The following is a 21,687-nucleotide window of genomic DNA, read 5'->3' as shown; positions in this document are numbered from 1 at the left end:
AGCCCGGCGTGCGCGAGGCAGACAGCGTGACCGACGAGCAGATACAGGCGCTCACCGACCTTCGCGACGACATGCGCCTTGCGTCACGTATCGACCTAGGGAAGGCGAGGGGGTCTGACACCAACATCAATCTGACCACGACCGGGCGCGTGGCAGGTATGGCGCAGGGCTACGCGCCTAAGATTGCGGCCGGAGCGGCGGGCGCTCTGGAGGGCGGCGCGCTGGGCGGCCTGCTTGCGAGTGCGGCATCGAAGGTTGTCGAGAACCGTCTGCTTGGCCGCATCGCGAACACGCAGGCCAAGACCTATGACGCGCTGGATAACCGGCTACTCAATCCCTACGGGAGAGGAAACTGACGCCGTGGAGCATGCGCTCTTCCGCAGCTCGGCGTCGTTCGGAAATTGTCTGCCGGATATACCAAGGCGCGAGCGAGACACAAAAAACGGCGACTATCACCGGGGCCGTTCCTTCGGATAAGACGCTAATTCCATCTTTGCTGGTGGCGGCCAACACCACCATGGCAACGCCCGACCAAAACGCGAGGAAGGCTCCGGGCCAAACGCTACCGCGCACCCACCAGACGACGAATGCGAATATGGCGGCCAGATAGAGGAAGATCATGGCGGCGACCATACACCTATACGGGCGCATCCGCCACGAATTATGAAGAGCAGCATTGTGGTCTGCGCCTTATCTAAAGCTTGGATATATGCCAATGTCAGATTGTTCATTACTGCACAGACTGCATAGGAATTTTAAATGGACCAGACGGCACTGAAGAAAATCATCGAAGAATGCATGAGTGCAAACGGACTTGCGTCCCGACACTATCATACTGCCAAATTTTCAGTTGTTTTTGACCAATCACACGAGCCACTTATTCTGGTCTTCCATAGAGATTACGACGGAAATATATACGCTTATAAAGACGGCAATAATCTTTCGAGCAGAACATACATAAACACCAGCCGCATCCTATCTATTACTTTTCACGAGGCGGCATAGCCGCCAAGGGAATTATGAAGATACTTCCTCAACTCATTATGTTGGGGATGGAGGCGATCAGCACGAACCCCACGAAGCCGTAGAGAAGCGCGTGTTCGAGGAAGCTGTCGAATTGGTCGTGGGTCAATCAGGCATCACCACTCGAACTCCGCGAAGCGAGTGTTGATCTTATCGGCGGTCTCGAAGGACTCACCTAGGGATTGCTCGATCCGCTCGCGCGCTTCAGGGCTCATCTGCTCGTGATACTGCTCTAAAACGCTTTGCATGATGGCGATTGATCGCATCTGCGAGAGGCTAAGGCTGAATATTGCCTCAGCCATGTCCTGTGGGGTGGGCAGTTTATCCGTCATCCCCCACTTTTAGCTGGTACTTTGCCCGGAACGGAAGTAGAATCTGGGTATGACCGAAGACGAAAAAGTCAGCGCCGCTCGTGCTTATCAGGAGGGAACGCGGATTCTAGCTTCAATCGGAGGCTGCGAACCGTCTCGAGTGCTCGAACAAATGCGGCGTCGCGGTGTCCTCCCGATAGAACGACCCGGGTATGCAGACCGTTTTCGCAGGCGAGTATCGACTCTAGCGCGCCGCGCCGTCCATCTCTTCCGATAGAGCAAAGAGCTAGCGCCAATGCCTCGGACAGGGTGCGTGCTGCGAATGCTTCAGCGGCCACTATATCGAGGCGCTGCTTAAGTAATTCGATGGGGTCGGAGTTATCGCTCATCCCCCATCATCGTCACCCCGCAACGAGTCGGGTCAATGGGGGTTAGCGATCCCGCAGCTTGGCTTCAATCTCGTCCATGCGGCGGTCGATCTCGTTTTCGTAGCGCCCGAGCCGCCCCATGACTTCAGCCTTCATCATGGTTTCAAGATCGAGCGGCAGTTCGTTCGTGCGCCGGTTGAGGCGGTTGATATGCGCGGTGTTATCAGCGACCGCCTTCGTCAGTTCCGCCAGGGCGAGCTTCACTTCTGCCTTATCGCGCGCCATGTCGGAGCGGATCAGCTTCAACTGCTCAAGGATGAGGTTGGTCGGCTCGTCGGTCATGGGCGGAGTGTAGCACGGGGCTAGGGGCGGCGGGAGTGGGGGATTATTCTGCTATATTCTTTAAATCATTTATTTTATTTTTTAAATAAATAATGGTATCTTCTGCGCTTCTTATGTCAACCTCATAAAGTATAGACTCAAGATTACCCAATGGTTTTTGATCTTTAATTCGATTATCCCATTTCTCTACTAACCATTTTAATTTTGCCTCAGCTTGGAATAATTGAAGATCAAGATTATCTATTCTGTCTCTTGCTGCCCACGGCGACACTTCTTGTGCAAAACTTCTTTCCAATCGATGAACAATTTCAGCATTCATTGTCCTTCCGTTGGACGCGGATGATTGCTCAATCAGGTGCTTGAGCTGCTCAGGCGCTCTGAAGCGCATCATGGGATCGTCTCTGGCCATAGAGCACACCGTGATGCTTTTTTCCCCTTGCGGCAATGGCACCCGGTGTGCCACTCTCTGTTTTGCCGATGCTTCGTCGGCCATAAGGAAGGATCATGAAACCGAAAAAATGGACTCAGTTCAGGATGAGGATTCCGCCTGAACTGCACGACAAGCTGAAGCGTGATGCCAGTGCGGGCTATCGCACTATGAATGCTGAAGTCGTGATGATTTTTGAGAAGCACTTCGCAGAAACAGAAAAGGCGTCGGGAGCCCTAGGAAGCAACCCCGACGCCTCTGGCAAATGATCGGAAAACCAAAGCCATGAGTCATCTTACCACACTCACCTATAACAATGCACCCATCCATATCCGCGATGAGATGCTTTGCCTTACCGACATGTGGTCGGCGGCAGGGAAGCCGGACAACAAGCGTCCCGCCGACTGGATGCTTATCGATGGGACTAAGGGGTTTTTGGAATATTTGGCGGAATCCCTCAAAGTGGCCCCAGCCCACTTTGATAAAAATCAAGGGGTTAGCAGTTACGGAGGTCTGGTCGTTGCAAAGCGCGGCGGCTCTAGTCCCGGAACGTGGGCACACTGGCAGATCGGTTTTGCCTACGCGAAATACCTCAGCCCGGAATTCCATGCGTGGTGCAACACGGCAGCGCGCGAGAAGATGGAGGGCAGGCAGCTTCAGTCCTCAGTCTCGGTCGCTGAACTGGAAGCCGCCGTTCGGACGGTCGTTGGCGGTATCGTGAAGGGCGTCGTGAACAAGGCCCTGCGGGAGCACCTTGAGCCAGTCATGGCGCATCTGGCCAACCTCGACACGATGGCGAAATACGATCCGCAGATTAAACCCGCTCCCGTCGTGAAGTCTCGCCTTGAACAGGCCAGCGATCTGGTGCGGGAACTTTTGCGGGAGAAGGGGAGGGTTCATCGTTCCGCCGCGACGCGCGCCATTCAGGAGCTTGTCCCGGCGAAAGAAGAGCGTGGGAGAGTCTTCAACAATCTTGTGTCCTCGGGAGAGATCGTCACGGACGTTTCTATCGCGGGCGGCACCGGAACATCACGCGTCTACTTTACTGCTGGCAAGAACCTGTCACGCGCCGAACAGGAGACTGCTCGCGCAACCGCCCCTTTCGCCAAGACCCCGGAGCCAGCGTTATGACCGCGCTGACAGTCGCCAATCCCGGCGTCGACTTCGACCACCATTGGGCGCTGACAATGGCGAATGTTCCGGGGTGGAGCGAACTGCTCACCGCTGAACTGCGCAAGCTGCATCTGGCGCGGATAGGAGCGACGCCAACGCACCAGCTTTCTCCGAACGTCATGCAGGCGTTGACGTGTCTGCATCGTGAGTTCGGGTTCAAGGAAGACAGGAAAGTTCGCGCTCTCGAACCCGCGTAAAACGGAGAGCCCCTTAGCTGGGGCTCTTTCCCCTTGCGCCCGACTCCCGAGAGTACTAGGCTCAACCCACGGCCAGCATGCTGGTGACGGCACAATCTGTATTCGTGATTGCCGCCATGCGCCGTTTACTCGCCATATCCACATTCCTGCTCTGCGCTCCTGCATTTGGCCAGACGCGCGCCGCTGCACCTGTTGAGGCGTTCAGTTATGGGCAGCGCGTTGGCACATCATCCAATCCCCTAATCGCCGCCCTGTCATCCGCGATCCCTACTGCTGGCGCCGCGACGCAGGCAGGTGCGCCTGTCGAGCTATTTTCGTACGGGCAGCGTGTCGGCACGCAGGCGAACCCGCTCTACGTCAATCTCGGATCGGCGTTGGATGCCTACGTAAAATCCTCCGACCTGACGGCGACTCTCTCCAGTTACGAGACCAGCGCGCACGCGGCTGCGACGTATCTGCCGCTGGCGGGCGGAACGATGACGGGGCCTTTGCGTGTTGAGTCCTTAAAATATGCGGCGCTCCCGTCTCCGTGCTCTGCGGGCTCCATGGTCTACGTGACGGACGCCACAAAGATTTGGGGCACCGTAAGCAAGTCGAACACCGGGACGAACATCTATCTTGATACGAGCACGTCAGCGGCGACGAACGCGGGAATGCTTGCCGTATGCACGAGCAATTCGTCCGGCACGCTGACGTGGCTCCCTATCGTGCTTAACACCAGCACCATGGCTGTCACGCAATAATGGACACGCCCGACACGGATTCCATCCGCAGCCCATTCGCGACAACGCGCGAATTCGACAAGCTTGAGGCGAAAGTCGACACGCTGTCGCATGACCTTACGGCGTGGAAAGCGACCAGCGAAATCCGCGCGCAGGAGAGCAACCGGAAGCTTGATTTCCTGATTGATCGCGAAAAAAAGCGGGAAGATCGCGAGACTGAACAAGCTGGGGCCGTTAAATACGGCATCAAACTGTGGTCTATTGTCAGTAGTGGCAGTTTGTTCGGGGCGCTGGTCACGGCCTACACGATCGCCAAGCAGATGGGATGGGTCCATTGACCGTCCTCTCCGACCTCAAGCGCTACGTGATCGCGCCAGTCGTGCAGGCGCTGGACCTCCCAGGCGATATGATAGCGCGCATCCAGATCACGACGGGCATCGGAAACGTCGAGAGCGGGTATCGGGCCAAGGTGCAGTCCGGCGGCGGACCTGCTTTCGGTTTCTGGCAGATGGAGCCATCGACTCATGATGATATCTGGCTGCACTACCTGACCGCGCGCCCGGCGCTGGCGCAAGTCGTTCGCGGATATCTTCCGGCGCGGTTCAAGTCTGTCGCCATCGGCAACGCCCGCGCGATGATCGAGAGCGACGCCTACGCGGCGGCCATGACCACCATCCTTATCCGTCGCTCGCCTGTCGCACTCCCGCCGCGAAACGACGCGCTGGCGCAATGCACGGTCTGGAAAGCGGCATACAACACGGCGCTCGGAGCGGGAGCGGTGGACGCCAGCCGGATCGCGCTCTTTCAGCAGGCGATTGACGCATGAACAACATCGCAAAGATCGGCGTCAGCACTGGCAGCGTCGCGCTGTTTCTGGATTTCATCCCGGCGCAATACGCGATCTATCCCGCCGGGCTGATCATCCTTTGCGTCGTGCTGTCGGCTGCAATCGAGCCGCCGCTGCCGGCAAGCCGGTGGACCGGTCTCTACCAGATCATGACGGCGCTCGCCGGAAACGTCGGATGGGCCACGAACCACATCCGCCCGGTCGCCGACACGAAACCCCCGCCTGACGCGCCGACGTGACTGCGCGGGCCATCCGAAACACAGCAAGGAAATATCGCCATGAGCGACACGAACACCACCATCGCCACTCTCGAAAACCTCGGCTCTCAGATCGTTCCGGTCATCGTCGAGGCGCTTCTGAACAAGCTGGACCCGACGTGCGACGTCGCAGGCGCGAAGTCTGCCGTTACCGATCTGATCAGCGCGGGCATTGCGCTTGAGAAGGCCCTGACCACGAAGACGGAGACCGCGACCAATGCGTAAGGCGTTCCTCCTGCCGGTCCTGCTACTCGCCGCGTGCGGCACGTCGCAGACCACGTTGCGCAAGGCCGGATACGACACCATCCAGGCATACAACGCCACCGCGCCGCTGGCTCTGGCCTACGCGCAGTCGGCGAGCGCGGACCCGACGATCAAAGCCGGGATCAAGACGGCCAGCGCCGACGCGATCAAGGTCATCGACCCGCTGGGCGCGGACCTGCAATCCGGCGACGTGCTGACCGCCGTCGAGATCAGCGCGGCGGAAGCGGCGGTCGCGGCGCTTGAGGCGAAGATTTCCACGACCAGCACGGGAGCGACCGCGCAGTGAACCACCTATTCACCGGAACGCCTGATGCACGCCAGTCGTCAGAGCGGAATGAAGTGACTTCTCGCTTCCGTCCACGTTACCGCGCCCTTTCCGACGAAGAAAAGGCCCTGCATGACGCTATCAAGAGTAAGGCCGCTGAGCTTGAGGAGTTGATCGAGGCCGTAAAGCCGGGACGTTACCGATCCCTCGGCATCACGGCCCTCGAAGAATCTATCATGTGGGCCATCAAGGAACTTACATCATGAACACCGCAGCAATCACGGCCATCGTGCAGCTTGTCGTAGCGATGGCGGAAGAGGTGCCGAATATCGTCTCCGTGATCGAGGACGCCATCGCTGCGTCGAAGTCAGGCGATGGCCCGACAGACGCGCAGATCGCCGCAGCGCTTGCGGCGGCTGACACAACGAACGCGTCGATCCAGTCTTCGTGACAGCGACGCTCATCTTCGGCGCGGCGGCGTGGGGGCTTCTGCTGCTCGCGCTGTTCGCGTTGTGTCAGGCGGCGGGGCGGCTTTAGTAATGGTCCAACTGGACCTTTACGCTACCTGTGGATAATTCAATTTCTCTTGAAAAATCAATGGCGTCCCATAGGGGATTCGAACCCCTGTTGCCGCCGTGAGAGGGCGGCGTCCTAGGCCTCTAGACGAATGGGACATTGGCCGTGGCGGGTTCTTAGTCGAACCCGACGTCGGACACAAGCGGTCAGGAAAAAATATTCCACAGGACGGGGCTGGGGTGCTTTCTGGATGAGTGCATGACCGGCCTCAGGGCCGAATGCTCAACCGACCGGCTTCGCGCCCGTGGGGCACGTCCCACAGGATCACGCGGTCCGGGCCGCCACCCGTGAGCTGCACAGCCAAAGTGTCGCCGTCGCGCCATGTGATTCCAGCGATATGGCTACCTTCCGGCTCATGCAGCGAGGCGGAGAGGCTCTGGGCGGTGGCTGGCCTTGTGGGGTGCGACAGCCGATGCGCGACCACCACTAATAAAACTACAGTTCCAACGACGATCATCGCGCCCATGCCAATCACGGCGGCTAGAAGCCCTCGGTGCGCCACGCTACCCTGCTCCATCCCAGATACGCCTTTCCGTTCGATCAAGCGGCCTGTAGAGACCTTCCATGACCGTTTCAAGCCAAGATCTGCGCACCCTGGTGGCCGCAGAGCAGCACGTCGGAGAGCGGATCGACCGGGCTCTCGCCGCCGCGTTCCCTGACCTTTCACGTTCACGGATCAAGGCGCTGATCGAAGCTGGCCATGTGACGCGGGACGGGGCGCCTGTTCACGAACCTGCCGACTCCCTTCGTATTGGCGCGACGCTGGTGCTGAGCGTCCCGCCGCCAGTGCCCTCCACGCCTGAGCCGGAGAACATTTCCTTGCCAGTTCTGTATGAGGACGGCGATCTGATCGTGATCGACAAACCCGCCGGGTTGGTCGTGCATCCGGCGCCGGGCAACGAGACCGGCACGCTCGTCAACGCGCTGCTGGCGCATTGCGGCGATTCCCTTTCGGGTATCGGCGGGGAGCGGCGGCCCGGCATTGTGCACCGCCTCGATAAGGACACGTCCGGCGTCATGGTCGTCGCCAAGACGGAGCAGGCGCATGTCGCGCTGTCGAACGATTTCGCGGCGCGACGAATCGACCGGAAATATCTCGCGTTGTGCTGGGGAGTGCCCTCCCCGGGAAATGGCGATTACGAGGGCGCGATAGGCCGGGACAAAGCCGACCGCAAACGGATGGCGATCGTCGCGCGGGGAGGGAAGGAAGCCCTCACGCACTACAAGGTGCTGAAAAGCTTCAACGCCTGTGCGGCGCTGATGGAGTGTAAGCTGGCCACAGGCCGGACCCATCAGATACGCGTCCACTTTTCCGCCAACGGACATCCGCTGATTGGCGACCCTCTGTATCTGCGGCGCATTCCGGCAGTCGCCAAACGTTTGCCTGTCGAAGCGCGCGGTACGGCGCTCGATTTTCCTAGGCAGGCGTTGCATGCGGCGCGACTGGGATTCGTTCATCCACGCACAGGGGAAGCGCTGTTATTCGAAACTATGCCGCCAGAAGACTTTCGGGCGCTTGAACTGCAGCTTGCAGAAAGTTAAGGAGTTAGATTTCTTGTAAATCTTGACTTTTTGGAGGCAGCGCCCTAGAAATCGGTTGTCTTTTCGACGCGCCGATGCGGCCGCCGGAATGGACGTTCCGGTCTCGTTCGCTCAACGGAGGGACGCAGGCCGGGAACGATGTGTCCAGTCCCAGCGTGTCCCGATCACGCAGGCGCGTGTCTCCGACAGTCCCCTACGAAGTCGGTCTCCACGCCCTTGCTATCGGGAGAGAAAGGAGAATCCTACCATGGCGTCGTCCGCCCTTACAGTAGGTCCCGATACCAGCCTCTCTCAGTATCTGCAGGAGATTCGCAAGTATCCCCTGTTGACCCCGGAAGAGGAAACGTCGCTGTCCCGCCGCTGGCGCGACAACGGCGACGTGAAAGCCGCCCATAAACTCGTCACCTCGCATTTGCGTCTCGTCGCCAAGATCGCCCTCGGCTACCGCGGCTACGGCCTGCCGCTGAACGAACTGATCAGCGAAGGCAATGTCGGCATGATGCAGGCGGTGCGCCGCTTCGATCCGGAGCGTGGTTTCCGCCTCGCCACATACGCTATGTGGTGGATACGCGCGGCGATTCAAGAATACATCCTTCACAGCTGGTCGCTGGTGAAGATCGGCACGACGTCGGCGCAGAAGAAGCTCTTCTTCAATCTGCGCCGCCTGAAAGGTCAGATGAAGGCCATCGACGAGGGCGACCTGCAGCCAGAGCAGGTGGACGCCATCGCCAAGGCGCTGGGCGTCCCCGAAGACGACGTGATCAACATGAACCGTCGCCTTGCTTCCGGCGACCACAGCCTGAACGCGCCGCTTCGTGCGGATGCCGACGGGGAGTGGCAGGACTGGCTGGTCGACGACGCCGAAAGCCAGGAAGACACGCTGGCCGAGCACGAGGAATTCTCGGATCGAAAGGCGCTTCTGGTTAATGCGATGAGTGCGCTCAACGAGCGGGAGAAGCGCATCTTCGAGGAGCGGCGTCTGAAGGACGACCCGAAGACCCTTGAAGAACTGGCGCAGCACTACGGTGTGTCGCGTGAGCGCGTTCGTCAGATCGAGACCCGCGCCTTCGAAAAGGTGCAGGCTCACATGAAGGCGGAAATCGAGGAGCGACGCGGCGCGGCGGCCTGAAAGGGCCGCCGGCGGCGCGTCGCTCACGCGGCTTCTTAGGGAGCCGGGTTGCTGTGGACCTGATGGATGGCGTTGATCTTCGCCTCCAGTTCCGGCGTGATCGTCACATCGACCGATCCGAGAATCGTGCGAAGCTGGTCCACGCTGGTCGCCCCGATGATATTCGAAGTGACGAACGCCCGTGACGTCACGAACGCCAGCGCCAGTTGCGTCGGATCTATCCCTTCCCCTCGCGCCAGTGCGATATACGCTTCAATGGCGACATCGACGCCCGGCTTTTCGTAGCGCTGACCGCGGTTGAACAGGGTCGTGCGCGCGCCCGCAGGTTTTGCGCCGTTCAGGTATTTTCCCGTCAGGTACCCTTGCGCCAGAGGCGAATAGGCCAGAAGCCCAACCTTTTCGCGGATCGCTATTTCGGCGAGTCCGATCTCGAAAGTCCGATTGATCAGGTTGTAGGCGTTCTGGATGGACGCTACGCGAGGCGCACCTGCTTTAGAGGCCGCAATGAATTGCGATACGCCCCAGGCGGTCTCATTTGAAAGACCGACGTGACGAATTTTTCCCTGCGTGACCAGGTCTTCGAGCGCGCCAAGCGTTTCCTCGATCGGCACTTCGTCCTCCATAGGTACGTCGCGGAACGTCGTGCCACCGTCGCCGAACAACCCGACTTTACGATCCGGCCAATGTAGCTGGTACAGATCGATGTAATCGGTCCCAAGACGGCGCAGTGATCCTTCGATGGCGTAACGAATCTGGGACGGGATCAGGCGCGTCGGCTCGCCGTTCGGTCTGAACCACGGGTTTGTCCCGCGTCCCACGACCTTGCTGGCGATGATCAGTTTGTCCCGACCGCCTCTTGCTTTCAGCCAACTGCCAATGATTGTTTCCGTCGCGCCATAGGTCTCCGCGCGCGGAGGGATGGAATACAGCTCGGCAGTGTCGATAAAGTTGACGCCATGATCTAGAGCCACGTCGAGTTGCGCGTGGCCTTCGGCCTCGGTGTTCTGCTGCCCGAAGGTCATGGTGCCGAGGCATATCTCGCTCACCATGACGCCGGTGCGGCCGAGTTCACGTTGCTTCATATCAATTTTTCCGCGTAGCCAGTGGTATGCGGCAGCCGACGGGGCGGAGTGTCTGACTGCCGAAGCCAAACAGTATCGCGTCCAATGCGGCGATGGCGCAAGTCGTCCTCGAGTAGCCTCCGGGGAACGGGGTTTCCCTGCGGACGTCTGATGAGGTTATCACGCGCTCCGCGTGGTTTGCGTCAGACGGAGGCGGCGAGTTCCGGGGTTATCTGTGATCGTGGCTGCGAGGCATCCAGTGGCCGAAACGGGCGGTGCATCCTGCAATCGCGATTGACATTCTGTAATGCGAACAGTAACGACACAGATGATAATGATTATCATTCGTGACATTGTATGTCATTCGTACGGAATGCGTGATAAATGAACATGAAAACAAAGGGTTGCGTAGACTCCCTGTTGAGTGCGGCGTCCGGTCCAGCCATCTGTAGCGTCGCTGTAATGATCGGCGCTCACGCTGCTGCGGCCGCAGATACACTGGAACACGACAAGAAAAAGAAGCGCCATCACTCAGCCGATATCGAACAGGGCAAGGCTATTCCGGCGCACGAAGAAATAGATGTCGTTGGGCAATGGCAGCATCGCTCGCCGAAATTTACGGCGCCTCTGCTGGATACGCCGAAAAGTGTTTCGATTATCTCTCGTGAATTGCTTGATCAAACCGCATCCCATACGCTTGTCGACGCCTTGAGGAATGTTCCCGGCATCACGTTGGGCGCGGGTGAGGGAGGAAACCCGGTGGGAGACCGGCCGTTCCTGCGCGGCTTCGACGCCCAGTCGAGCACTTTCGTGGACGGACTGCGAGACGTGGGCGCGCAGTCGCGCGAAACCTTCAATGTGGAAAGCGTAGAGGTCATCAAAGGAGACTCTGGCGCGATCAGCGGACGCGCCGGAGCAGGTGGCGCCATCGTCATCGACAGCAAAATGCCCAAACTCAAACAGTCGATCGAAGCCAGTCTCGGTTTCGGAAACGCGGACTACAAACGCGGAACCTTCGACGGAAACTGGAGAATTTCCGATACGGGCGCATTCCGGCTCAACCTTATGGGCGATGATGAGGGCAAGGCCGGGCGCGGCCCCTCACATTACAGGCGTTACGGCGTGGCTCCCTCGCTCTCTTTCGGTCTTGGAACGCCGAACCGCATCACCCTCATGTATTATCACATGCAGAATGACGACCTTCCGGATGTCGGCATTCCGTATGATAATCCGACGTTCAACGCTCGGACTGGCGGCGCCGCGCGCGTCAGCGTCGCTGGCAGCGGCGCCCCGGTCAAGGTTCCGTTCAACACCTGGTATGGTCTTGAGAGCCGCGATTCCAATCAGGATGGAATCGATATGGGGACGTTGCGCCTGGAGCATGATTTCAGCAGTAACCTGCATATACGAAACACTACGCGCTATTCAGAAACGACGCAGAACGACGCTTGGACCATGCCGGACGACAGTCAGGGCAATATCTATTACGGATATGTCTATCGACGTTTGAACAGCCGCATATCGACATTTGACACCGCGACGAACCAGACGGATTTCTACGGCGTCTTTCATTTACTAGGCTTCAGAAATCAGTTCTCGACGGGAACGGAATTCACGCGCGAGCAAGGCAAGAACGACACCTATACGGCCTATGTGAACGGCGTGAGCGTCACGTCGGGGACGAATTTTACGCATTGCGCGACTGCTCTGGCGTTTTCTTCCCACACCTGCACGAGCCTGACTAACCCCAACGGGAATGATTTGTGGACCGGGCAATTGCGGCGCACGGGAAATCCAAACAGCACGCGCATGGATACAAAAGCTGTTTACTTTACAGACACGATTACGTTCATGCCGCAACTTCTCGCCAATTTTGGCGTCCGGCTGGATAACGTGCAGAGCACATACAGAGCGTCAACCGGCGAGTACGGCCGTGGCGACAATCTATTCACCTATCAGGGAGGGCTTGTCTATAAACCCGCCCGAAACGGCTCCATCTACGCCTCTTACGCAACGTCGGCGATCCCTCCGGGAAATTCCGTTGGGCAAGGTTCTGACGACATTTCTCTTGGGGCGGATCGTTCAGGAAACGTCGGCAACGTGCTGAAGCCAGAAAAGGATCGTACGATCGAGGTTGGAACGAAGTGGAACGTTCTTCACGATCGTCTGACGCTTACCGGCGCGTTGTTCCAGATAGATACAACGAATTTCAAAATAACTACAGCGACGGGCGGCATTTCGAACGGCGGTAGCAAGCGGACGCGCGGTGGCGAGGTTGGCGTGTCAGGAAACATCACTCGTGATTGGGCGATCACGGCGGGTTACAGCTACCTCGACGCGCGTCTGGTGCAGGCGGGCGGCAGCGGCAGTGCGGCAGGTGTTATGAACGGTCGTCGCGCGCCGAACGTGCCGGAGCACAGCCTGTCGATCTGGACGACCTACAATATAACACCGGCGTTTAAAGTTGGCGGCGGCGCCTACTACATGGGCAAGGTGTACGGAACAGATTCGCCCACCGTCCCCAAATTCGTTCCCAGCTACTGGCGCTTCGACTTCATGGCCAGTTACCATTTCATGAAGCACTACGCTCTGCAGCTTAATATTCAGAACATCGCCAACAAACGTTACTTCAATCAGGCGTATACGACGCATTACGCGATGCAGGCTGCTGGTCGCACTGCTTACGTCACCCTGAATGCCCACTTCTGAAGCCCAGGAGGTCCTGTTTGGCGACGTAGCCCGACAGGCCCGCTCCGGTGATCCGCAAGCACAACTTGCATTGGGGCAAATGCTGCTCAACGGCGTGGGCGTTGCGCGTGACGAAAGCGCGGCGCTGCGCTGGTTTTTGGCCAGCGCAGCGCAAGGAACGCCGATGGCATGCAACATGATCGGCAGGAGCTGTGAACTCGGCAAGGGCGTTGCGATCGACTTGCATACCGCAATGCTGTGGTATGAGCGCGCAGCCCAAGCAGGTTTGGACTGGGGGATGTATAATTTCGCCACGGGTCTGACACTGGGGTGGGGAGGAGAGAAAGATCTGCCCGCCGCCCTCGCATGGTACAGGCGTGCGGCTGCGCTCGGTCATTGTAAATCATTCAACATTATCGGCGGGTTTTATGAAGATGGCTGGGCCGTCGCACGAGACCTGCGCCGCGCGCGCGCCTACTACGTACGCGCGGCGCGGTGCGGAGATTTTCGTGGCTGTTTCAACCTCGCCCGCTTTCTGTTTCAGGAGGGACGCGACGCAGAGGCGGAGCGTTACGTAGCGATGGCGCGTCAGATGGGGACGAAAGAATTTCTCGAAAAAATGGACGCGTTCCTGGAGCGCCGGGTCAACGCGTAGCGAGTGGCGGGTGCGCCCGTTGGCATCGGCGGACGGATCGGCGTTTAGGGCCGTGGAGCCAGATACAGCCGGGATTGTCCATCTGGCGAAACATCGGCTGCGCGAAAGGTGTCGAGCACAGGCTGCAGGAGCTTCCGCTGACCCTGCTTTTCCGGCTCCGGGCGGCCACGCCGCTGCGGCTGCTCGAATGTGGCGGGCAGCACGAACATGGCGAGTCGCCCACTCGCAAGCAACTGCCGGAACGCCGCATCCGAGCCGCCTCGCCGGACATATTCGGCGTAATTGAAGACGTCTATCTGGTTGCTCTTTCCCGCCCAGTAGCAAAGCGCGTTCATATGGCAGGCCACGTCGCCGGGCTCATCATGAATCTTGGCGATGAACGTGTTCCATTCCGATGAAGATCGGCCAACGGAGGCGATAGCGGCTACGCCCCGCGGCAGAAGTACCGGCGCACCGATCAAAAACGGCGCAATCGCAAGCAGCAACAGGACGACGGCGCTGCGTTCTCTCCTGGTGTCGCCCGAAGGCGTTGCGGGAGGCGAGAGCGCCACGCCCGTCAGGATGGACAGGGCGACAAGCGCCTCGAACCACGCGTTCAGGGCGACGCCTTCGCCGCATCTCTGAAGCAGGGCTGACGCCACCGCGAAAATAGCTGCGCTGACGGCGAACGTTCGGTGACGAAGCGGGCTCGCCCGCCGCGCCAGAGTCGTGGCGACAAGAGCGAGCGTCAGAATTTCAGACGTACGGCGCATCCCGCGCAGAGCCAGCGACGGGTCGACGACACGGGGATGTCGGAGCAGGGCGATGAGGAATTCCGGGCCATAAGTCGCTACGCACACGCCGACGGCGAACAGAACGAATGCGCTGGCGCTTGCCAGCCAGATAAACAAGCGTGTTCGCGCAGAGCGCCTGCCATCGGCTGTACTTGATCCGAAGGCGTCGACGCCCAGTTGCATCGTTATGGCGAGGGGCCACGCGATGAGGTTGTGCTTCACCAATCCGGCCGTCACCATCAACGCCGCCGCCGCAATCAGTCGCCAATTTCCGGCGTGACCGAGGAAGATTGTGACCCCGCCCAGCATCAACGCGATGCCCAGCCATTGTGGGTCGTCCATCGCGACGTAGTCATGGCTGAAGGCTGACACGTAGAGCAGGGGCAGGAGAGCGGCGCACAAGGCGCCGCGTGGCGTGGCGCCGCACCGGCGAGCGATCACCAAAGTCAGAAATGCCGATATGAACAGAGCGACGAGGGCCACGATACGGCCCGCAACAATCATGTCGCCGTTGAACCGTCCCAGTTCGCCGACGATCAGAAAAGATAGAGGAGGGTAGTTGTTGAAAATCAGGCCTCCCGGAGCGGGGTAGAGCGGCCCGCCGCCAAGTCCGACGGCCCTGAGCGCCGCATAGGCGTTCCAACCCTCGTTGTAATTGATCGGAATATGCGTGGGCAGCGCAAGCACCGCTCCACCGATCATGACGATAATCGACAGCGCGACGCCCAGCAGAAGCATGACGAACAGCGACCCGGAAAGGGATCGCGGTGGGGCTTCTGGCATGGGCTCGGCGTACTCCGGTCAGCAACAGGGCGGCGCCTGAGCGCCGGGATGGGCTCTTATGAACCCAGGGTCCGGGGGGAGCAATGTCGCGGGCCGCCTGCGCCGGGCTCAGAACGCATAAGCCAGGCCGGTGCGAAGCTGGACGCCATTGCTCCAACTGCTCGGTTCATAGATGCAGCACAGCGCATGCCGGTAAAGGAGGTTCTGGCTTCTGCCAAAGGAGCGGTAACGGTATTCCGCCTCGATCGTCCAATGCAACGCCGCCATCAGGCGATAATCGAAGCCCAGGGATGCTTCCCATTCGGGCCGGGGGCGTAGATGGAACGTGCCGTCCTGCCCGACGGCGTTCATGCGTGTCCCCACAAGTTCAGCCCAGCCGAGACGTCCCCGCACAACGAAAGCATCGGTCAGCGCGTAATCGAGACGCACTGTGATTCCGGCCAGGAACCCTCCATAGGTTTCTGTAGATCCAGAGACCGTATCGGAGCCGCCGACAGCGCGCCGCCATGACCAGTAGCCGCCCTGCATCGCAGGCGTAATCATGAATCGATCCGTGACCATGATACCCTTGCCGACCTCAAGCCGTGTGTCGGTCGTCAGGGAATCGCTGGTGGAGTTGAACGGGCTTATCGCCCCGGTTGCAAAGGATTGTGCGGAACCACGATATTTCACCGATCCGTCGCCAAGCGCGAAATGCAACGCGAGGAAGATATGTTCGACTTCGTATGTGTCGAACATCGCCGCAACGTCCGCCTGAAAACCGGGAACCCATCCGTTTTCCCTGTCGTATCCGGTGAAGGGGCCTTGGTACAACCCCTTCTCCTTGTAGTTGTTCCACGCGCCCGTCATCGACAGGCCGATCTCGCGGTTCACCTGCACGACAGCTGGAATCCACGATCCATAGGCGCGTCGATGGACGGGCATGGGGCGATACGGCGTGATGTCGGGGCTGACGGCGGCGTCGACCAGGGGCCGCACGTAACCGGGGTTTTCTCCCATGGTCATCAGCATCCGGGCCATGTCGCGGTGACGGAGTTCGTCGTCGCGCCGCTCGTCCAGAAACTGCGTCGTGTGGCTGGGAGCGAACTGGGCGAACGCAGCCTTGACCGGGGCCAAAGAGCAGGCGGCGACGCCAAAACACAGAGCAATCTTGCGCACGCGCGCCTCGTTCTCATCATGGACCGAGCCGGATCGAATCTCCGGCGAGCGTCATGATGTAGTCGCGTGCGGTTAAGCTAATCTTGACGCGGGCTTATTCCGCTCGCCACCCGTCGAGCTTCAGCGTCTCTCCTGCGAGATAGAGGCTGCCGCATATCAGCACGCGCGCAGGCGGCTCCTTCGCCAGAGCGGCCAGCGCGGCGGAGATGGTCGGGCCGACGCGGGCGACGCCGCCGCTGGCGGCGACGATATCTTCGACAGGAAGCGCCAGATGCTGTCCGGGCTCAGCGACTGCCCACAGCGTTGTCGCATGGCGGGCGACGGGCGTGAGGAAGCCGCGCGCGTCCTTGGTCTGCTTCATGCCGACTAGCACATGCAGCAGTCGATCGCTCCAGCGCTCGAGAAATGGTGCGAGAGCCTCGCCCGCGCCGGGATTGTGCCCACCGTCGAGCCAAAGCTCCCAGCCATCGGGCATGGACGTGGCCAGCGCGCCGTCGAGCCGCTGCATCCGTGCGGGCCAGCGCGCCCGCCCGACGCCCCCCCACGCCTGATCGGGAAGGTTCAGGCCGCTCGCGCGCAACGCTGCGACGGCGAGGCCTGCGTTGTCGGCCTGATGCTCGCCCACCAGCGCAGGGGCGGGCAGGTCGAGCGCGCCCCGGTGGTCGCGATAGCGCAGCGCGCCAGAAGCTCCGGCAGCCTCCAGTAGCCATTCATGCCCCTGCCGCAAAAGCGGTGCGCCCCGCGCCGCTGCTTCATGCTCCAGCACGGCCATGACCTCGGCGCCATGCCGCCCGGTGACGCAGGGAACGCCGGGCTTGATGATCCCGGCTTTTTCTCCCGCAATGGCGGTCAGCGTCGAACCGAGAAAGGCCTCGTGATCTAGGGAAATCGACGTGATCGCGCAGGCCGCCGGGCGCGCCAGTACGTTGGTCGCGTCGAAACGACCGCCGAGTCCGACCTCGATCACCGCAAGTTCGGCCGGATGGCGTGAAAACAGGAGCAAACCGGCGGCGGTCAGCACCTCGAACACTGTGATCGGGGCGCCGTCATTGACCTGCTCGATCTCTTCCAGGACGGCGGTCAGTTCATCTTCGCTCACCAGCTTTCCGGCGATGCGGAACCGTTCCGTAACATCAATCAGGTGTGGCGAGGTCATCACGTGCACGCGCCATCCCGCGGCCTCGCCAATGGCGCGGAGATTGGCGCAGGCGCTGCCCTTGCCGTTGGTTCCTGCGACGTGGATCACTGGCGGCAGACGCCGCTCCGGGTTGCCGAGACGCGTCAGCAACGCCTCGAGCCGACCGAGGGACAGGTCGATCAGCGCCGGGTATAGCCGGTTCAGCCGCTCAAGCACGACGCCGGTGCGTCCCGTGAACTCTGCGCCGAGTCCGCCGCCGGAGGGCTTTGTCGAAGGAGAAGCGGCTTGCGAGGGAGGCTGGGTCATCGGTTTTGTCCGCTTCTGGATCCGCCCGCCGCCGGTTGCGGACGCGTCCAGTGATTGTCCATAGGCGGCGAAAAATAGCCGGTGCCGTCGTCTGAACCGTGCACGTCTCCTACAGGCGGCGTGACGGCGTTCGCCCCCAACTCCGCGTCTGTAGGACGAGCGCTCAGGCCGCCGTGCGCGCGGCTCCGCTTTCGGGCTGGGGCGTCGCTCCGCCAGACGGCGCTCCTTCGGGGGCGGGCGACGCCTGTTCCGGCGTCTCGTTCGTCAGCAGACCGATCACCCTGCCCAGCGTGGCGCGCAGGTCGCGGCGCTCCACCACCATGTCCAGCATGCCATGCTCAAGCAGGTATTCGGAGCGCTGGAAGCCTTCGGGCAGCTTCTCGCGCACCGTGTCCTCGATCACGCGGGGGCCGGCGAAACCGATCAGCGCCTTGGGTTCTGCGATCTGCACGTCGCCCAGCATCGCGAAGGACGCGGTGACGCCGCCCGTGGTCGGGTCGGTGAGGACGACGATATAGGGCAGGCCTGCGTCCTTGAGCATCTGCACGGCCACGGTCGTGCGCGGCATCTGCATCAGGCTGATCAGGCCCTCCTGCATGCGTGCGCCGCCGGACGCGGTGAACACGACCAGCGCTGAACGCTGCAATACTGCCAGGCGCGCGGCGGCGAGGAACGCCTCGCCCAGCGCCGAGCCCATGGTGCCCGCCATGAATTCGTAAGCCTGCACGGCGACCACGGCCGGATGCCCGGTGATCTTGCCGTGGGCCACCACCAGCGATTCATTGATGTGGGACTTCGCGCGCGCGTCCTTCAGGCGGTCGGAGTAGCGCTTCTGGTCGCGGAAGCCGAGCGGGTCGTTCGGAACCTTAGGCAGTTCGATCAGCGTGTAGCTGTCCCTGTCGAACGTCCATTCCAGACGGTCCGCCGCCACGACCTTCATATGGTGGCCGCAATGCGGACAGACGTTCAGCGTACGCCGAAGTTCCTTGTTCAGCACCATCTGATGGCAGGAGGAGCAGTTGGTCCACAGATTATCGGGGACCTCCCGGTTGAGGAGCCCCCTGATCCGGGGGCGGACATATGTGGTCAGCCAGCTCATGCCTGAACTCCATCTGCGGCCTTGTCGCCATAGCGGCGGCCGTGGCCTCAGCTTGTTAAATGTTTGGGCGCTGTGTCCGGACGGCGTGAAGACCAAGCGACCGGGCGGCGCCCTGCGGGTGCGGCGCGGCCGCTCGTCGGCCACGCTCATCTGCGCGGGGGCAATTGCATAGCGTCGCCGTGGCGCGCTGCCAAGTAAGCGGTCGCCTGAAAAGGTTGGGCGGCGCCAATCCGACCTTTGCTCAGCGCGTGGCGCAGTCCTGCGTGGCCTTCGCCGTCACGAAAATGTTCGAAACACACGAAAGGAGGTGCATGCTCCGCCTACCTCGCAGCGCGTCGGGCTCAGGGAGGCGACGTTTTGTCGGGCCGCACGGTCACGATATAATGGACGACACACTCAATCCCGCCGACCTCAACGTGCGGCGGGAGGCCAACTCCAGTGCGAGGCGCCCAATGTGGGACTTCCGATCCCTCTATCGTCATGGCTTCGCCCGCGTCGCCGCCTGCACCCTGCCGGTGACGCTCGCTGATCCGCGCGCCAACGTCGCGCGCGTCATCGAAGCTGCGACGGAATGCGGAGACGCAGGCGCCGTTCTTGCGGTCTTCCCCGAGCTTGGTCTGTCCGGCTACGCGATCGACGATCTGCGTCAGCAGGACGTGCTGCTCGACGCGGTGGAGGAAGCGATCGCCAGTCTCGCCGCCGCGAGCGAAACATTGCTCCCGCTGCTGCTGGTCGGCGCACCGCTGCGTCATCGGGACGCTCTGTACAACTGCGCCGTCGCGATCCATCGTGGTGAAATTCTTGGCGTCGTGCCAAAATCTTTTCTGCCGAACTATCGCGAGTTCTATGAGGCGCGGCAATTCACGCCCGGAGCCGGGTTGCGCGGGGAGAGCATTCGCGTTGCGGGCGCGGAGGTTCCTTTCGGCTGCGACCTGATGTTCGAGGCTAGCGACATCGCCGGTTTTCGCGTCGGCGTCGAAATTTGCGAAGACCTGTGGGTCGCGTTGCCTCCGAGCACGCACGCAGCGCTTGCCGGAGCTACGGTGCTGGCGAACCTGTCCGCCAGCGACATCACCGTGGGCAAGGCTGACGAGCGCGACATGTTGTGCCTGTCGCAATCGGCTCGCTGTCACGCCGCCTATCTTTATGCGGCGGCGGGCGAGGGTGAATCGACCACCGACGTCGCCTGGGACGGGCAGGTCTCGATTTTCGAAAATGGGCGCAAGCTGGCGGAAAGTGATCGCTTTCCCGCAGGCGTCAGGCTTGTCATGGCCGATATCGACCTCGACCTGCTGCGGCAGGAACGTGCGCGCATGACGTCTTTCGCTCACAACGCATCTGCTGCGGGAGACGCAGGGTGGCGAAGGATCGTGCGCCGTTTTTCCCCTCCGCCGGGTGATCTGGGCCTGCGCCGCGTCGTGCCCCGCTTTCCCTTCGTGCCGGACGATCCGGCACGACTGGCGCAGGACTGTTATGAAGCCTGCACCATACAGGTCGCGGCGCTCCGTCGCAGGATGGAGGCCAGCGGCGCCAGGACGATGGTCATCGGCGTTTCGGGCGGTCTCGATTCGACACAGGCGCTTCTGATCGCAGCCCGTGCTGCTGACGAACTGGGCATCGGGCGGAAATCGGTTCTGGCGTTCACCATGCCGGGCTTCGGCACCAGCGACGGGACGCGCGCCAATGCGCACGCCCTGATGAACGCGCTGGGCGTCACTGCCGAGGAACTGGATATCCGGTCTTCCGCGTTGTTGATGCTGGAGCAGATCGGCCACCCATACGCCGACGGCGAACCGCTCTACGACATCACCTTCGAGAACGTTCAGGCGGGGCTGCGGACAGACTATCTCTTCCGGCTGGCGAACCGGCACAATGGCATAGTAATCGGCACCGGGGATCTGTCCGAACTCGCGCTCGGCTGGTGCACCTATGGCGTCGGCGACCAGATGTCGCACTACAACGTCAATGGCGGCCTGCCGAAAACACTGATCCAGCACCTGATCCGCTGGTTCATCTCTTCCGGGCAGTTTAATGTGGAAGCGGCGGAGATTCTGCGCGCAATTCTCGCGACAGAAATTTCACCGGAATTGATCCCCGCAGGTGAAAATGGCGCGCAGAGCACCGAGGCGACCATCGGGCCATATGCGCTGCACGACTTCACGTTATTTCACGTCCTGCGTTACGGTTCTCGGCCATCGAAGATCGCGTTTCTGGCGGAGGCCGCGTGGCGCGACGCGTCGCGCGGCGCATGGCCGCCGGGATACCCCGACGCTGATCGACGCGAGTATGATCTGTCCGTTATTCGTCACTGGCTGGGCGTCTTCCTGAGGCGGTTTTTCGCCACCAGCCAGTTCAAGCGCTCCGCCATGCCGAATGGCCCGAAGATTGTCGCAGGCGGAGCGCTGTCGCCGCGTGGAGACTGGCGCGCGCCATCTGACGGGAACGCGCGGGCGTGGCTGGAAGAACTGGAGCGTGGCGTGCCGGAATGAAGCGCGCATGATAAGTTGCAGGATTCGAAGAATACAAATTTGATATCATATATTATTTGAAACAAATTTTGGACGCTTGGCGATGCTAGGACTC

Annotated in this window: 27 protein-coding genes and 1 tRNA gene; 17 read left to right on the top strand and 11 right to left on the bottom strand. The window is 60.8% G+C overall.

Annotation, left to right across the window (positions count from 1 at the left end; translation table 11 throughout):
• A partial coding sequence (locus tag J2D73_RS12575; protein ID WP_207881884.1) for a hypothetical protein occupies positions 1 to 356 on the top strand: 356 nt, incomplete at its 5' end.
• On the opposite strand, the gene J2D73_RS12570 is transcribed toward J2D73_RS12575, so the two are convergent.
• The 4 genes from J2D73_RS12570 to J2D73_RS12555 form a co-directional block, all read right to left on the bottom strand.
• On the bottom strand, positions 331 to 621 hold the full coding sequence (locus tag J2D73_RS12570; protein ID WP_207881883.1) for a hypothetical protein: 291 nt from the start codon (positions 619 to 621) through the stop codon (positions 331 to 333). The genes J2D73_RS12575 and J2D73_RS12570 overlap by 26 nt on opposite strands.
• 518 nt (positions 622 to 1,139) lie before the next feature.
• On the bottom strand, positions 1,140 to 1,355 hold the full coding sequence (locus J2D73_RS12565; protein WP_207881882.1) for a hypothetical protein: 216 nt from the start codon (positions 1,353 to 1,355) through the stop codon (positions 1,140 to 1,142).
• 410 nt (positions 1,356 to 1,765) lie between these two features.
• Positions 1,766 to 2,044 (bottom strand): hypothetical protein, encoded by a 279-nt coding sequence (locus tag J2D73_RS12560; RefSeq protein ID WP_207881881.1) that lies wholly within the window; start codon positions 2,042 to 2,044, stop codon positions 1,766 to 1,768.
• A 43-nt stretch (positions 2,045 to 2,087) separates the two neighbouring features.
• Positions 2,088 to 2,537, bottom strand: coding sequence for an Arc family DNA-binding protein (locus J2D73_RS12555; protein ID WP_207881880.1), 450 nt, complete (start codon positions 2,535 to 2,537; stop codon positions 2,088 to 2,090).
• 11 nt (positions 2,538 to 2,548) lie between these two features.
• Here J2D73_RS12555 and J2D73_RS12550 point away from each other — a divergent pair, with 11 nt between their 5' ends.
• The 11 genes from J2D73_RS12550 to J2D73_RS12500 all read left to right on the top strand — a co-directional run bounded on the left by J2D73_RS12550 (position 2,549) and on the right by J2D73_RS12500 (position 6,647).
• A complete protein-coding gene (locus J2D73_RS12550) occupies positions 2,549 to 2,740 on the top strand; it encodes an Arc family DNA-binding protein (protein ID WP_207881879.1) in 192 nt (63 codons plus the stop codon).
• A 16-nt stretch (positions 2,741 to 2,756) separates the two neighbouring features.
• The gene (locus J2D73_RS12545; RefSeq protein WP_207881878.1) at positions 2,757 to 3,602 is read left to right on the top strand and encodes a KilA-N domain-containing protein; all 846 of its coding nucleotides are present in this window, start codon (positions 2,757 to 2,759) and stop codon (positions 3,600 to 3,602) included.
• Positions 3,599 to 3,841, top strand: coding sequence for a hypothetical protein (locus J2D73_RS12540; RefSeq protein ID WP_207881877.1), 243 nt, complete (start codon positions 3,599 to 3,601; stop codon positions 3,839 to 3,841). The genes J2D73_RS12545 and J2D73_RS12540 overlap by 4 nt, the downstream gene beginning before the upstream one ends.
• Before the next feature lie 116 nt (positions 3,842 to 3,957).
• On the top strand, positions 3,958 to 4,584 hold the full coding sequence (locus J2D73_RS12535) for a hypothetical protein (protein ID WP_207881876.1): 627 nt from the start codon (positions 3,958 to 3,960) through the stop codon (positions 4,582 to 4,584).
• The gene (locus J2D73_RS12530; RefSeq protein ID WP_207881875.1) at positions 4,584 to 4,901 is read left to right on the top strand and encodes a hypothetical protein; all 318 of its coding nucleotides are present in this window, start codon (positions 4,584 to 4,586) and stop codon (positions 4,899 to 4,901) included. Before J2D73_RS12535 ends, J2D73_RS12530 begins: the two co-directional genes overlap by 1 nt.
• The gene (locus tag J2D73_RS12525; protein ID WP_207881874.1) at positions 4,889 to 5,389 is read left to right on the top strand and encodes a hypothetical protein; all 501 of its coding nucleotides are present in this window, start codon (positions 4,889 to 4,891) and stop codon (positions 5,387 to 5,389) included. Before J2D73_RS12530 ends, J2D73_RS12525 begins: the two co-directional genes overlap by 13 nt.
• Positions 5,386 to 5,649, top strand: a complete 264-nt coding sequence (locus J2D73_RS12520) for a hypothetical protein (protein WP_207881873.1) — start codon at positions 5,386 to 5,388, stop codon at positions 5,647 to 5,649. Before J2D73_RS12525 ends, J2D73_RS12520 begins: the two co-directional genes overlap by 4 nt.
• A 39-nt stretch (positions 5,650 to 5,688) precedes the next feature.
• Positions 5,689 to 5,892 (top strand): hypothetical protein, encoded by a 204-nt coding sequence (locus J2D73_RS12515; protein WP_207881872.1) that lies wholly within the window; start codon positions 5,689 to 5,691, stop codon positions 5,890 to 5,892.
• Positions 5,885 to 6,217: a hypothetical protein gene (locus tag J2D73_RS12510; RefSeq protein ID WP_207881871.1), complete on the top strand. Its 333-nt coding sequence runs from the start codon at positions 5,885 to 5,887 to the stop codon at positions 6,215 to 6,217. The genes J2D73_RS12515 and J2D73_RS12510 overlap by 8 nt, the downstream gene beginning before the upstream one ends.
• On the top strand, positions 6,214 to 6,462 hold the full coding sequence (locus J2D73_RS12505) for an Acb2/Tad1 domain-containing protein (RefSeq protein WP_207881870.1): 249 nt from the start codon (positions 6,214 to 6,216) through the stop codon (positions 6,460 to 6,462). Before J2D73_RS12510 ends, J2D73_RS12505 begins: the two co-directional genes overlap by 4 nt.
• Positions 6,459 to 6,647: a hypothetical protein gene (locus J2D73_RS12500; RefSeq protein WP_207881869.1), complete on the top strand. Its 189-nt coding sequence runs from the start codon at positions 6,459 to 6,461 to the stop codon at positions 6,645 to 6,647. The genes J2D73_RS12505 and J2D73_RS12500 overlap by 4 nt, the downstream gene beginning before the upstream one ends.
• Positions 6,648 to 6,794: 147 nt before the next feature.
• Here the strand turns inward: J2D73_RS12500 and J2D73_RS12495 are convergent.
• A tRNA-Glu gene (locus J2D73_RS12495) sits at positions 6,795 to 6,870 on the bottom strand.
• Between the two features lie 110 nt (positions 6,871 to 6,980).
• Positions 6,981 to 7,289, bottom strand: coding sequence for a hypothetical protein (locus J2D73_RS12490; protein ID WP_207881868.1), 309 nt, complete (start codon positions 7,287 to 7,289; stop codon positions 6,981 to 6,983).
• 47 nt (positions 7,290 to 7,336) lie between these two features.
• Here J2D73_RS12490 and J2D73_RS12485 point away from each other — a divergent pair, with 47 nt between their 5' ends.
• Together J2D73_RS12485 and rpoH are read left to right on the top strand one after the other, a co-directional pair.
• The gene (locus tag J2D73_RS12485) at positions 7,337 to 8,314 is read left to right on the top strand and encodes an RluA family pseudouridine synthase (protein WP_207881867.1); all 978 of its coding nucleotides are present in this window, start codon (positions 7,337 to 7,339) and stop codon (positions 8,312 to 8,314) included.
• A gap of 247 nt (positions 8,315 to 8,561) precedes the next feature.
• Entirely contained in the window at positions 8,562 to 9,443 is an 882-nt protein-coding gene (gene rpoH, locus J2D73_RS12480) for an RNA polymerase sigma factor RpoH (RefSeq protein ID WP_026397074.1), read from the top strand.
• A gap of 35 nt (positions 9,444 to 9,478) precedes the next feature.
• Here rpoH and J2D73_RS12475 read toward each other — a convergent pair whose 3' ends face one another.
• Entirely contained in the window at positions 9,479 to 10,525 is a 1,047-nt protein-coding gene (locus J2D73_RS12475; protein ID WP_207881866.1) for an aldo/keto reductase, read from the bottom strand.
• A 363-nt stretch (positions 10,526 to 10,888) separates the two neighbouring features.
• Here J2D73_RS12475 and J2D73_RS12470 point away from each other — a divergent pair, with 363 nt between their 5' ends.
• Positions 10,889 to 13,213, top strand: a complete 2,325-nt coding sequence (locus tag J2D73_RS12470; RefSeq protein ID WP_243429902.1) for a TonB-dependent receptor — start codon at positions 10,889 to 10,891, stop codon at positions 13,211 to 13,213.
• The gene (locus J2D73_RS12465; RefSeq protein WP_207881865.1) at positions 13,200 to 13,847 is read left to right on the top strand and encodes a tetratricopeptide repeat protein; all 648 of its coding nucleotides are present in this window, start codon (positions 13,200 to 13,202) and stop codon (positions 13,845 to 13,847) included. Before J2D73_RS12470 ends, J2D73_RS12465 begins: the two co-directional genes overlap by 14 nt.
• Before the next feature lie 44 nt (positions 13,848 to 13,891).
• On the opposite strand, the gene J2D73_RS12460 is transcribed toward J2D73_RS12465, so the two are convergent.
• The 4 genes from J2D73_RS12460 to accD all read right to left on the bottom strand — a co-directional run bounded on the left by J2D73_RS12460 (position 13,892) and on the right by accD (position 19,104).
• The gene (locus J2D73_RS12460; RefSeq protein WP_207881864.1) at positions 13,892 to 15,403 is read right to left on the bottom strand and encodes a hypothetical protein; all 1,512 of its coding nucleotides are present in this window, start codon (positions 15,401 to 15,403) and stop codon (positions 13,892 to 13,894) included.
• 108 nt (positions 15,404 to 15,511) lie between these two features.
• A complete protein-coding gene (locus J2D73_RS12455) occupies positions 15,512 to 16,561 on the bottom strand; it encodes a hypothetical protein (RefSeq protein WP_207881863.1) in 1,050 nt (349 codons plus the stop codon).
• Between the two features lie 94 nt (positions 16,562 to 16,655).
• A complete protein-coding gene (locus J2D73_RS12450) occupies positions 16,656 to 18,005 on the bottom strand; it encodes a bifunctional folylpolyglutamate synthase/dihydrofolate synthase (protein WP_207881862.1) in 1,350 nt (449 codons plus the stop codon).
• A gap of 163 nt (positions 18,006 to 18,168) precedes the next feature.
• Positions 18,169 to 19,104: an acetyl-CoA carboxylase, carboxyltransferase subunit beta gene (accD, locus tag J2D73_RS12445; protein WP_207881861.1), complete on the bottom strand. Its 936-nt coding sequence runs from the start codon at positions 19,102 to 19,104 to the stop codon at positions 18,169 to 18,171.
• Positions 19,105 to 19,556: 452 nt separating this feature from the next.
• Here accD and J2D73_RS12440 point away from each other — a divergent pair, with 452 nt between their 5' ends.
• Positions 19,557 to 21,593: an NAD(+) synthase gene (locus J2D73_RS12440; protein WP_207881897.1), complete on the top strand. Its 2,037-nt coding sequence runs from the start codon at positions 19,557 to 19,559 to the stop codon at positions 21,591 to 21,593.
• The last annotated feature ends 94 nt before the right edge of the window (positions 21,594 to 21,687 follow it).

It is taken from the genome of Acetobacter sacchari (assembly GCF_017377715.1).
GTDB classification, from domain to species: domain Bacteria; phylum Pseudomonadota; class Alphaproteobacteria; order Acetobacterales; family Acetobacteraceae; genus Acetobacter; species Acetobacter sacchari.
Note: the sequence above shows the minus strand (reverse complement) of the source record. Positions and strands in the feature narration are given on the sequence as shown.